Source organism: Streptomyces sp. NPDC056224 (genome assembly GCF_042267665.1).
Taxonomy (GTDB): domain Bacteria; phylum Actinomycetota; class Actinomycetes; order Streptomycetales; family Streptomycetaceae; genus Streptomyces.
The window spans coordinates 1-12,436 of the sequence record NZ_JBHJTK010000063.1 but is presented as its reverse complement, the minus strand read 5'-3'; the positions used below and the strand labels follow the sequence as shown (position 1 = coordinate 12,436).

7 protein-coding genes are annotated in these 12,436 nt (G+C 71.3%); all 7 read left to right on the top strand.

Annotation, left to right across the window (positions count from 1 at the left end; all coding sequences use genetic code 11):
• Nucleotides 1–108 precede the first annotated feature (108 nt).
• The 7 genes from ACFCZ1_RS35860 to ACFCZ1_RS35830 are packed head-to-tail and all read left to right on the top strand — an operon-like array spanning nucleotide 109 to nucleotide 12,379.
• Nucleotides 109–1,095 (top strand): DUF1702 family protein, encoded by a 987-nt coding sequence (locus tag ACFCZ1_RS35860; protein WP_376682486.1) that lies wholly within the window; start codon nucleotides 109–111, stop codon nucleotides 1,093–1,095.
• 56 nt (nucleotides 1,096–1,151) lie between these two features.
• Entirely contained in the window at nucleotides 1,152–3,005 is a 1,854-nt protein-coding gene (locus tag ACFCZ1_RS35855) for a CRTAC1 family protein (protein ID WP_376682485.1), read from the top strand.
• Between the two features lie 2 nt (nucleotides 3,006–3,007).
• Complete coding sequence (locus ACFCZ1_RS35850; protein ID WP_376682484.1) at nucleotides 3,008–4,108, top strand: enediyne biosynthesis protein; 1,101 nt, start codon at nucleotides 3,008–3,010, stop codon at nucleotides 4,106–4,108.
• A complete protein-coding gene (locus ACFCZ1_RS35845) occupies nucleotides 4,105–10,026 on the top strand; it encodes an SDR family NAD(P)-dependent oxidoreductase (RefSeq protein ID WP_376682483.1) in 5,922 nt (1,973 codons plus the stop codon). The genes ACFCZ1_RS35850 and ACFCZ1_RS35845 overlap by 4 nt, the downstream gene beginning before the upstream one ends.
• A gap of 3 nt (nucleotides 10,027–10,029) precedes the next feature.
• Complete coding sequence (locus ACFCZ1_RS35840) at nucleotides 10,030–10,488, top strand: acyl-CoA thioesterase (RefSeq protein ID WP_376682482.1); 459 nt, start codon at nucleotides 10,030–10,032, stop codon at nucleotides 10,486–10,488.
• Complete coding sequence (locus ACFCZ1_RS35835; protein ID WP_376682481.1) at nucleotides 10,485–11,030, top strand: flavin reductase family protein; 546 nt, start codon at nucleotides 10,485–10,487, stop codon at nucleotides 11,028–11,030. Before ACFCZ1_RS35840 ends, ACFCZ1_RS35835 begins: the two co-directional genes overlap by 4 nt.
• Nucleotides 11,027–12,379 (top strand): cytochrome P450, encoded by a 1,353-nt coding sequence (locus ACFCZ1_RS35830; protein ID WP_376682480.1) that lies wholly within the window; start codon nucleotides 11,027–11,029, stop codon nucleotides 12,377–12,379. Before ACFCZ1_RS35835 ends, ACFCZ1_RS35830 begins: the two co-directional genes overlap by 4 nt.
• The last annotated feature ends 57 nt before the right edge of the window (nucleotides 12,380–12,436 follow it).

Sequence of the window (12,436 nt, the reverse complement as noted above, 5' to 3'; positions counted from 1 at the left end):
TTTCAGGCCGATTGAGCACGCGGGAAGTAGAGCCCCTCATGGCCCCCTGGATAGATTCCCGTTTGCTGGGGGGATTGATTCAGGGTCTATGAGGGGCGGTTTTCTTCGGTGTCCACTGTATTTGGAGCACTACGGCGGCGGGTACTCACACCTCCTGTTTCTGAGACGACGATGGAGGTGCGCGGGTTCCATGTGAAGAACCCGGAGGCCAAGGCGCGTCTGGAAAACATCGGCGAGGTATTCCTTCAGGGATATGCCTACGCCGTGGAGGCGGGCTCTCCCGCCGAGGCCGAGGACATGCTGGAGACCGTCCCCCGGGACATGCGCGGATTCGCGTACGAGGGCGCGGGCATGGGCGCGGCCGTGTACGACTCGCTGCCGGGACACAGCGGCCGGCTCGACGGCCTGCTGGCGGGCAAGGGCAGCAAGCACGACTACATGATCTACGTCGGTGTGGGCTGGGCCATGGCCCGCCTCCCCAAGCTCCTGTGGCCGGACATCAGGAAGACGGACCCGCTGCTGCGCTGGCTCGCCCTGGACGGCTACGGCTTCCACCAGGCGTACTTCAAGACCGACACGTACGTGCGCACACCCGCCGCCGAGCATCCCTTCCGCTGGCACGGCGGCCACAACCACTACACCCCGAACGCCATTGACCAGGGCATCGGCCGCGCGCTCTGGTTCGTCGGAGGTACCGACCCCGATGTGGTGACCGAGCTGATCGCTTCCTACCCCGAGGAGCGGCACGGCGACCTGTACGCCGGCGCCGGACTCGCCTGCACGTACGCGGGAGGAGTCACCGAGGCCGAGCTCGCCCGCTTCGTCGAAGGGGCCGGGCAGCACCGGTGGGCGCTCGCCCAGGGCTCGGCGTTCGCCATCGAGGCCCGGATCAAGGCCGACACCATCATCGACCACACCCACCTCGCCGCCCGTGTCGTCTGCGGTACCACCGCCGAGCAGGCGGCCTCTGTGTGCGTCCGGCTGAGGCCCGGCACACAGGGTCAGGGCGACTCCCCCGCATACGAGTCCTGGCGGCGTGACGTTGCCGCGGAACTCGCTTCTCTCTCCCTTACCCGGAAAGGTGCCGATCAGTGACGGCGAAAAGGAACTGGGCGCGTAGGAATGCGCCGGGAATTGTCGCTCTTGCCGTAATGGTCGGCACTTTCTACGGTGTGCGCCTGCCCGAATCCTCGGCGGCCGAGACCGAGAAGCTCGCGAAGAACTTCGGATTCGAGTCGCTGTCGATCGCGATGCCGTCCGGATTCCCGAAGCAGGAAGTTCGGAAGGTCAACAAGGCCTATCGGCACATCGAGGGCTGGATATCCTCCGTGGGCGCCGGCATCGCCGTCAACGACATGGACGGCGACGGCCTGCCCAACGACCTGTGCGTGAACGACCCGCGCATCGACCAGGCCGTCCTCACCCCGGCCCCGACGCGCAAGGACGGGGCGTACGCGCCGTTCGCCCTCGACCCCAAGCCGCTCCCCACCAGCACCATCATGGCGCCGATGGGCTGCATGCCGGGCGACTACAACGAGGACGGCGCCACCGACGTCCTCGTCTACTACTGGGGCCGCACCCCGGTCATCTTCATGAACAAGAACGTGAAGGGGCAGCCGCTGACGGCCGCCAGCTTCACGCCCACCGAGCTGATCGCGGGCCAGCCCGGCGAGCAGTACACCGGGCCGCTGTGGAACTCCAACGCCGCCGCGGTCGCCGACTTCGACGGCGACGGTCACGACGACATCTTCATCGGCAACTACTTCCCCGACAGCCCCGTCCTTGATGACACCAAGGACGGCGACGTCGTCATGAACGAGTCGCTCTCCCACGCCCAGAACGGCGGCGGCGGACACTTCTTCCGCTGGACGGCGACCGGCTACGAGAAGACCGACGACGCCATCCCGCAGGGCATCAACCACGGCTGGACGCTCGGCGCCACCGCCGCCGACCTCGACGGCGACAACCTGCCCGAGGTCTTCCTCGCCCACGACTTCGGCACCTCGGGCCTGCTCTACAACAAGTCCGTCCCCGGCAAGATCGAGTTTGCCCAGGTCAAGTCCGTGCACACCGGCACGGTGCCCAAGTCGAAGGAGATGGGCCGCAGCTCGTTCAAGGGCATGGGCGCCGACTTCGGCGACCTGGACAACGACGGCCTGTACGACCTGTTCGTCAGCAACATCACCACGTCGTTCGGCATCCAGGAGTCGAACTTCGCCTTCATCAACCAGGCGAAGAGCAAGGCCGAGCTCCAGGGCAGGTTCAAGGAGGGCGAGGCCCCGTACGCGGACAAGTCCGCCGACCTGGGCGTCGCCTGGTCCGGCTGGGGCTGGGACCCCAAGACGGGTGACTTCGACAACGACGGCAACCTGGAGATCGCCCAGTCTCTCGGCTTCGTCAAGGGCAAGACCAACCGCTGGCCCCAGCTCCAGGAGCTGGCCACCGCGAACGACGCCCTGACCTCCAACCCGTTCTGGTGGCCGAAGGTCCGCCACGGCGACGACCTGGCCGGCAGCCAGCACATGCGCTTCTTCGCCAAGGACCAGGGCAGCGGCCGCTACATCGACCTGGCCAAGGCCCTCGGCATCGCCGAGCCCATCCCGACCCGCGGCATGGCCCCGGCCGACGTCGACGGCGACGGCCTCCTCGACCTGGCGGTCGCCCGCCAGTGGGGTGAGCCCGTCTTCCTCCACAACGTCAGCAAGAGCACCGGATCCTTCCTGGCGCTCAAGCTCAACCGGGAGTCCGGTTCGCCCGCGGTCGGCGCCGAGGTCTGCGTCGAACTGCCCGACGGCAGCATGCGCGTGACCCGGGTCGACGGTGGCGGCGGCCACTCCGGAAAGCGCAGCACGGACGTCCACATCGGACTCGGCCAGGGCATCAAGGGTCCGCTGCCGGTGAAGCTCACCTGGCGCGACCGCTCCGGCGCCGTCCACGAGCAGCAGATGAAGCTGACTCCCGGCCAGCACACCGTCGAGCTCGGCACCCAGGCGAAGGAGAAGTGACCATGTCCGCAACCCTGACGGCTGTCCCCGCCCCCGCGGGTCCACGCCACAACCCGAAGGTCGTCACCGCTCTCCGCCGGTTCGCGATCTCCATCTCCGTGCTCAACGTCTTCGGCTACACGGTGCTCGGCTTCGAGCAGCCCTGGACCTGGCCGTTCATCGCGCTGGCCACCTCGTACACCCTGGAAATCCTCCTGGAGATGCTCGGCGCCCACTCCGAGGGCCGCGACCCGCGCTTCCGCGGAGGCGGCATCAAGGGCCTGGTGGAGTTCCTCTTCCCGGCCCACATCACCGCCCTCGCGGTGAACATGCTCACCTACGTCAACGACCGCGTCTGGGTCATGGTCTTCGGCGTCATCGTCGCCGTGGGCACCAAGTGGGTGCTGCGCGCCCCGGTCAAGGGCCGCATGCGGCACTTCATGAACCCGTCGAACTTCGGCATCGCGGTCATCCTGGTGCTCTTCCCGTGGGCCTCGATCGCGCCCCCGTACCACTTCACCGAGTACCTCGACGGCGGCTTCGACTGGCTCGTCCCGGCGATCATCATCTCGCTCGGCACGCTGCTCAACGCCAAGCTCACCGAGCGCATGTGGCTGATCCTGGCCTGGGTCGGCGGGTACGCCCTCCAGGCGATCGTCCGCGGTCTGATCTTCGACACCTCCATCCCCGCGGCCCTCGCGATGATGACCGGTGTGGCCTTCGTGCTCTTCACGAACTACATGATCACGGACCCGGGTACCACGCCCTCCTCCAAGTGGGGCCAGATCGCCTTCGGCGGCAGCGTCGCCGCCATGTACGGCGTCCTGACCGCCCTGCACGTCGTGTACGGCATCTTCTTCGCCACCGCCCTCGTCTGCGCCATCCGCGGCGCCTTCCTGTGGAGTGCCGACGTCGTCGCCAAGCGGCGCGCCGCCGAGGCCGCCCAGAAGTCCGAGGCCGTCACCGCGGTGCTGTCGGCCGAGCCCGCCTGCGGCTGCACCGGCGAGTGCGCCTGCCCCGCCCCGGCGGCGGCCGCGTGCCCCAACGGCTGCACCGAGGCCTGCGCCTGCCCGGCCCCGGTCTCCGAGAAGACGGCCCATGACAAGATCGCGGTGGCAGCATGACACGCATAGCCATCGTCGGCATGGCGTGCCGGTACCCCGACGCCGCGACTCCCGGTGAGCTCTGGGACAACGCCGTCGCCGGACGGCGGGCCTTCCGCCGGCTGCCCGACGAGCGGATGAGCCTGGACGACTACTGGGACTCCGACCCGACCACCCCGGACACCTTCTACGCCCGCAACGCCGCGGTGCTGGAGGGCTACGAGTTCGACCGGATCGCCCACAAGATCGCGGGCAGCACCTACCGGTCCACCGACCTCACCCACTGGCTCGCCCTGGACACGGCCGGGCGCGCGCTGGCCGACGCCGGCTTCCCCGCCGGCGAGGGTCTGCCGCGCGAGCGCACCGGCGTGATCGTCGGCAACACGCTCACCGGCGAGTTCGCCCGCGCCAACGTGATGCGGCTGCGCTGGCCGTACGTACGGCGCGTGATGGCCGAGGCCCTCGCGGGCCAGGAGGACTGGGACGAGGACCGCGTCGCCGAATTCCTCGGGGACGTCGAGGCCTCGTACAAGGAGCCGTTCCCCGCGATCGACGAGGACACCCTCGCCGGTGGCCTGTCCAACACCATCGCGGGCCGCATCTGCAACCACTTCGACCTCAACGGCGGCGGCTACACCGTCGACGGCGCGTGCTCCTCCTCGCTCCTGTCGGTCACCACCGCGGGCACCTCGCTCGTCAACGGCGACATCGACGTGGCCGTCGCGGGCGGTGTGGACCTGTCGATCGACCCGTTCGAGATCATCGGCTTCGCCAAGACGGGCGCGCTCGCCAAGGGCGAGATGAAGCTCTACGACCGCGGCTCCAACGGCTTCTGGCCCGGCGAGGGCTGCGGAATGATCGTCCTGATGCGCGAGGAGGACGCCCTCGCGGGCGGCCACCGCATCTACGCGACGATCGCGGGCTGGGGCGTTTCCTCCGACGGCCAGGGCGGCATCACCCGCCCCGAGGTCAGCGGCTACCAGCTGGCCCTGCGGCGCGCCTACGAGCGCGCCGGGTTCGGCATCGAGACCGTCCGCCTCTTCGAGGGCCACGGCACCGGCACCGCCGTGGGCGACGCCACCGAGCTCACCGCCCTCCTGGGCGCGCGGGCGGCGGCCGACCCACAGGCGCCCGTCGCCGCGATCACCTCCATCAAGGGCATGATCGGCCACACGAAGGCCGCAGCCGGCGTCGCGGGCCTGATCAAGGCGGCCCTCGCCGTCGACAACCAGACCCTGCCGCCGGCCATCGGCACCGTCGACCCGCACGACCTCCTCACGGAGGAAGGCGCCAACCTCAAGGCCCTGCGCAAGGCCGAGGCATGGCCCGAGGGCGCGCCGCGCCGGGTGGGCATCACCGCCATGGGCTTCGGCGGCATCAACACGCACGTCGTCCTGGACGAGCCGGCGGGCCGGCGGCGGGCGGCCGCGAGCCGCCGCTCCGCCACGCTGTCCAGCTCCCCCCAGGACAGCGAACTGCTGCTGCTGGAAGGCGACTCGCCGCGCACGCTGCTCGCCCGGATCGGCGAGGTCAGCCGCTTCGTCGCGCGGGTCTCCTACGGCCAGGTCTCCGACCTCGCCGCGACCCTGCAGCGCGAACTGCGCGGCCTGCCCTACCGCGCGGCCATCGTCGCGTCCTCGCCCGAGGACGCCGAGCGCCGCCTGCAGCACCTGTCCGACCTGCTGGAGTCGGGGGAGACCTCGCACACCTCGGCCGACGGGCGCAGCTTCCTCGGCAAGGCGAACGGACGAGGCCGCGTCGGCTTCCTCTTCCCGGGCCAGGGCTCCGGCAAGGGCACCGGCGGCGGCGCGCTGCGCCGCCGCTTCCCGGAGGCCGCGGAGGTCTTCGACCGCGCCGGCCTGCCCACCTCGGGCGACATGGTCGCCACCGATGTGGCGCAGCCCCGTATCGCCACCGGCTCCGCCGCGGGCCTGCGGGTCCTGGACTCCCTGCGCCTGGAGGCGTCGCTCGCCGTCGGCCACAGCCTCGGCGAGCTCGCCGCCCTGCACTGGGCCGGCGCCCTCGACGAGGAGACGCTGCTGGAGGCGGCACGGGTGCGCGGCAAGGCGATGGCCGAGCACAGCGCCTCGGGCACCATGGCCTCGCTGGGGGCCACCCCGGAGCAGGCCGAGCAGCTCATCGCGGGCCTCTCGGCCGTCATCGCGGGCTACAACGGGCCCCAGCAGACCGTCGTCGCCGGCTCCGTCGACGACATCGAGGAGGTCCAGCGCCGCGCCGAGCGGGCGGACGTCGGATGCACGCGGCTGCCCGTCTCGCACGCCTTCCACTCGCCGCTGGTCGCCCCGGCCGCCGAGTCGTTCGGCTCGTGGCTCTCCGGTGCGCCCGTCGCACGCGTGGCCGGCAAGGTCGTCTCGACCGTCACCGGCACCGAACTGGAGCGCGACGCCGACCTGGTGGCGCTGCTGAGCCGCCAGATCACCGACCCGGTCCGCTTCACCCAGGCGGTGCAGGCGGCCGCTGCCGAGGTCGACCTGTTCATCGAGGTGGGCCCCGGCCGGGTGCTCAGCGGTCTCGCGCAGGCGGCGACCGGGATCCCGGCGCTCTCGCTGAACACCGACGACGAGTCACTGCGACCGCTGCTGCAGGTGGCCGGCGCCGCGTTCGTCGCGGGCGCCCCCGTCGCGCTCGACCGGCTCTTCCAGGACCGCCTGATCAAGCCGCTGGAGGTCGGGCAGGAGTTCAGTTTCCTGACCAGCCCCTGCGAGCAGGCGCCCAAGAACGTACGTCCCGAGCCGCGCGGGCCGAAGCCCGCCGCCGCGACGGCCGCGGAGTCCGGCAGGGCCGCACAGGCCGAGAAGGCGGCCAAGGCGGCCAAGGCGATCAAGGCAGCGAAGGCAGCGAAGGCCGCCGAGGCCGCGCAGGAGCCGGTCGCCGCCGAGGCGGCGGCACCCTCCGCCGACGCCGACGCCGCCCTCGAGGTACTGCGCGACCTGGTCGCCGAGCGTGCCGAACTCCCGGCCGACCTCGTGGATCCGGCGAGCCGGCTCCTGGACGACCTGCACATGAGCTCCATCACCGTGGGCCAGATCGTCAACCAGGCGGCGGCCCTCCTGAAGATCCCCGCCTCGCAGGTCCCGACCAACTTCGCGACGGCGACCCTGGCCGAACTCGCCGAGGCACTCGAAACCCTCGCCACCACCGGCGGAGTCGTGCAGGACGACGGCGCCGCCCCGGTGGTCGCCGGCGCGGCGACCTGGGCCCGGCCCTTCGCCGTGGACCTCGACGAGGTCGTCCGGCCGCGCACGGCTGCGGCGGAGGCCGACGGCTCCTGGGAGCTGTTCGCCCCGGAGGGCGGCGCGTACGCCGAGCGGCTCAAGCAGGAACTCGAACAGGCAGGCGTCGGCTCCGGCGTCCTGGCCGTACTGCCCAAGGGCATCTCCCAGGAGCAGGTCTTCGGGATCCTGGACGTGGCCAAGAGCGCGCTGACGGGCCGCCGCGACCGCAGGTTCGTCCTGGTCCAGGACGGCCGCGGCGCGGCCGGTCTGGCCAAGACCCTGTACCTGGAGGCCCCGCACCTGCGCACCACCATCGTCCACACCCCGGTGACGGACGACGTGGTGGAGCGGGTGCTGGCCGAGGTGGCCGCGACCACGCGGTTCACCGAGGTCCACTACGACGAGGCAGGCGTGCGCCGCGTCCCGACGCTGCGGGCCCTGCCCGCGGCGCAGGAGCGCGAGGACGCGCCGCTGAACTCCTCCGACGTCCTGCTCGTCACGGGCGGCGGCAAGGGCATCTCCGCGGAGTGCGCCCTGGCCGTGGCGCTGAAGACCGGCACGAAGCTGGCCGTGCTCGGCCGCTCCGACCCGGCCGACGACCAGGAACTCGCCCGCAACCTCCAGCGCATGGCCGACGCCGGCGTCGGGGTGCACTACGCCCGCGCCGACGTCACCGACGCCGGTCAGGTGCGCGGTGCGGTCGCCGAGCTCGAAGGAGTCCTCGGCAAGATCACCGGCCTGCTGCACGGCGCCGGCCGCAACGAGCCGAACGGCCTGGTCCACCTGGAGGCCGAGGACTTCCGGCGCACCTTCGCCCCGAAGGTCGACGGCCTGCGCACCGTCCTGGACACCGTGGGCCCCGGCAACCTCAAGCTGCTGGTCGCCTTCGGCTCCATCATCGGCCGGGCGGGCCTGCGCGGCGAGGCGCACTACGCGACCGCCAACGAGTGGCTGGCCGACCTCACCGAGGACGTCGCCCGCACCCACCCGCACGTGCGCGCACGCTGCATGGAGTGGTCGGTGTGGTCCGGCGTCGGCATGGGCGAGAAGCTCTCCGTCGTCGAGACGCTCAACCGCGAGGGCATCATCCCGGTCTCCCCGGACCAGGGCGTGGAGATCCTGCTGCGCCTGATCTCCGACCCGGACGCGCCCGTGGTCAGCGTCATCAGCGGCCGCACCGAGGGCATCGACACCGTACGACGCGACCTGCCGCCCCTGCCGATGCTGCGCTTCACCGGCAATCCGCTGGTGCGCTACCACGGCGTGGAGCTGGTCACCGAGGTCGAACTGAACGCGGGCACCGACCCGTACCTGGCCGACCACCTGCTCGACGGCAACCTGCTGCTTCCCGCCGTCATCGGCATGGAGGCGATGGTCCAGGTCGGCTCCGCGGTCACCGGGCGCACCACCACCCCGGTCATCGAGGGCGCCAAGTTCCTGCGTCCCATCGTGGTCCCGCCGAACGGGAGCACCCGCATCCGCATCGCCGCGACCGTGACCGGCGCCGACACCGTCGACGTGGCCGTCCACGCCGAGGACACCGGATTCGTCGCCGACCACTTCCGTGCCCGCCTGGTCTACTCCGGGGCCAAGGCGCCCGAGGGCCCGCCGCTCCAGGTTCCCGCCGACACTCCGGTGGTCCCCCTGGACCCGGCCAAGGACCTCTACGGCAGCGTCCTGTTCCAGGGGGCGCGCTTCCAGCGCCTGAACCGCTTCCACCGGGCAGCCGCCCGGCACGTGGACGCGGACGTGGACGTGCAGGGCACGCCGCAGGACTGGTTCGCCGGCTTCCTGCCGGGTGAGCTCCTGCTCGCCGACCCGGGCATGCGGGACGCACTGATGCACGGCAACCAGGTGTGCGTCCCCGACGCCACCCTGCTGCCGTCGGGCGTGGAGCGCATCCACCCGCTCGGCAACGGCTCGCACGTCCCGGACCGCCTGCGGTACGCCGCGATCGAGCGCAGCCGCGACGGAGACACGTACGTGTACGACATCGCGGTCCGGGCCGAGGACGGCACCGTCGTCGAGCGCTGGGAAGGCCTGACCCTGCACGCGGTGCGCAAGACGGACGGGTCCGGCCCCTGGGTCGCCCCGCTGCTCGGCCCGTACCTGGAGCGCACGCTGGAGGACGTCCTCGGCGCCCGCATCGCCGTCGCGGTCGAACCGCACGGCGAGGCACCGGCCGGATCGGTCTCGCAGCGCCGCAGCTTCACCGCGGACGCGGCGGCCCGGGCCATGGGCGCCCCGGTGACGGTCAACCACCGTCCCGACGGCCGTCCCGAGCTGGAGGGGAGCCGGCACATGTCGATGTCGGCGGCCCACGGCCTGGGCGTCACCGTCAGCGCGGTCTCCGGCTCCGAGGTGGCCTGCGACATCGAGGCGGTCAGCATGCGGCCCGCCGCCGAGTGGCGCGGTCTGCTGGGCGAGCACACCCCGGTGGCCGAGCTCGTCGCCAAGGAGACGGGCGAGGCGCCCGACACCGCGGCCACGCGGGTGTGGAGCGCGTCCGAGTGCCTGAAGAAGGCCGGGATCTACGTGGGCGCACCGCTGACGGTGCTGCCGAGCCGCAAGGACGCCTGGGTGGTCTTCGCCGCCGGCGACCTGCGGATCGCGACCTTCGTCACCGCGCTGCGCGACGCTCTGGAGCCCGCCGTCTTCGCCTTCCTGACCAATGAAGCAGACCTCATCGAAGGGCGGTCCTAGACCATGGCTGAAGACTACTTCGAGTACCTGCACACTGTCGGATTCGAGGAGACCAACCTCGTCGGGAACGTCTACTACGTGAACTACCTGCGCTGGCAGGGACGTTGCCGCGAGCTGTTCCTGCAGAAGAAGGCGCCGGACGTGCTGGCCGAGGTGCAGGACGACCTCAAGCTGTTCACGCTCAAGGTGGACTGCGAGTTCTTCGCCGAGATCACGGCCTTCGACGAGCTGTCGATCCGGATGCGCCTGTCCGAGCTCGGGCAGACGCAGCTGGAGTTCACCTTCGACTACGTGAAGATCACCAGCGGTGTCGAGGTCCTGATCGCCCGCGGCAAGCAGCGCATCGCCTGCATGCGCGGCCCGAACACCAACACGGTGCCCTCCCTCATCCCCGAGGGCCTGGCACGGGCCCTGGAGCCGTACTCGGCGCAGGGCCGGGCCATGTCGGGGCGAGCCGCATGACCGTCCTGACCGCCGCACCGCCGCAGGGTGTCGCCATCGGCGACCCCTCGCGGCTGCGGCGGGCCTTCGGAACCTTCGCCACCGGAGTGACCGTGGTGACGGTGGGCGGTGCCTCCCCGCGGGGCATGACGGCCAACTCCTTCACCTCGGTCTCGCTGGACCCGCCCCTGATCCTGGTGAGCGTCGGCAAGGAGGCGGTCATGCACCGCCGCCTCGCCGAGGCCGCCGCCTTCTCGGTGTCGGTGCTCGGCGCCGGCCAGGAGAGCGTGGCCCGGCACTTCGCCGACCGTTCGCGGCCCATGGGCGCAGGCCAGTTCGACGCCGTCGACTGGCTGCCCGGCCGGGCCTGCGACGCACCCCTGATCGCGGGGGCGGCGGCGCACTTCGAGTGCGCGAAGTGGAGTGCGTACGACGCCGGCGACCACACCCTCTACCTGGGGCAACTGCTCTCCGTGGACGAGCTCCCGGACCGCGAGCCGCTGGTGTTCCACCGCGGAACCTTCCGGGACCTCGTACCGTCGCAGCGCGGAGGCGCGCGATGAGCGCGCACCCACCGGGCCCCGCCTTCTGGCAGCTGCCCGGGCTGCTGCGCAAGCTGGCCGTCGACCGGCTCGCCATGATGCGCGACGCCGCCGACCTCTCCGACGCCGTCCGCGTGTCGATGGGGCCGAAGAAGATGTACATCTTCAACCGCCCCGACTACGCCAAGCACGTCCTGGCCGACAACGCGGCCAACTACCACAAGGGCATCGGGCTCGTGGAGTCCCGCAAGGTCCTCGGCGACGGCCTGCTCACCAGCGAGGGCGACCTGTGGAAGGCACAGCGCCGCAACGTGCAGCCCGCCTTCAAGCCGGGCCGCATCGCCGCGCAGGCGGGCATCGTGGCCGAGGAGGCCGGACGCCTGCTCGACCTGCTGCGGCTGCGCGCCGGCGGCGGGGGAGCGGTCGACGTGCTCCACGAGGTCACCGGACTCACCCTCGGGGTGCTGGGCCGGACCCTGATGGACACGGACATGGCCGGGCACGACGGGATCGCGCACGCCTTCGAGGCCGTGCAGGACCAGGCCATGTTCGACATGGTCACGCAGGGCCTGATGCCGACCTGGCTGCCCTTCGCGACCCAGCGCAACTTCCGCAAGGCCCGCAAGGACCTGACGGCCACCGTCGACGTGCTCGTCGCCGACCGCAGCGCCCGGATGTCCGAAGGCGACGGCGCCGACGACGCCTTCTCCCGGATGATCCTCGCCGCCCGCAAGGAGAGCGACCCGGTTCTCGGCCGCAAGCGCCTGCAGGACGAGCTCGTCACCCTGCTCCTCGCGGGGCACGAGACGACGGCGAGCACACTGGGCTGGACGCTGCTCCTGCTCGCACGCCACCCGCAGGTACGGGACCTGGTGCGCGAGGAGGCCCGTGCGGTCCTGGCCGGCGGGCGCCTGCCCGACGTCGACGACCTGCACAAGCTCTCGTACACGATGCAGGTCGTGCAGGAGGCCATGCGGCTCTACCCGCCCGTGTGGATCCTGCCGCGCATCGCCCAGCAGGCCGACGAGGTCGGCGGGTTCACCGTGCCGGCCAAGGCCGACGTGCTGGTGTCCCCGTACACCCTGCACCGCCACCCGGACTTCTGGGAGGACCCGGAGCGCTTCGACCCGACGCGCTTCGAGGTGTCGCGGGTCGCCAACCGGCCGCGCTACGCGTACATCCCCTTCGGAGCCGGACCGCGGTTCTGCATCGGCAGCAACCTCGGGATGATGGAGGCGGTCTTCGTGACAGCCCTGCTCACCCGTGACCTCGACCTCGACGTGGTGCCGGGGCACGAGGGGGTCGCCGAGCCGATGATGTCGCTGCGGATGCGCGGCGGGCTCCCGATGGCGATCCGCTCGGCGGACTGACGTACGACGCACTCACTGCCCACGAAGAAGGGGCCGGCCGCGGTGACCACCGCGGCC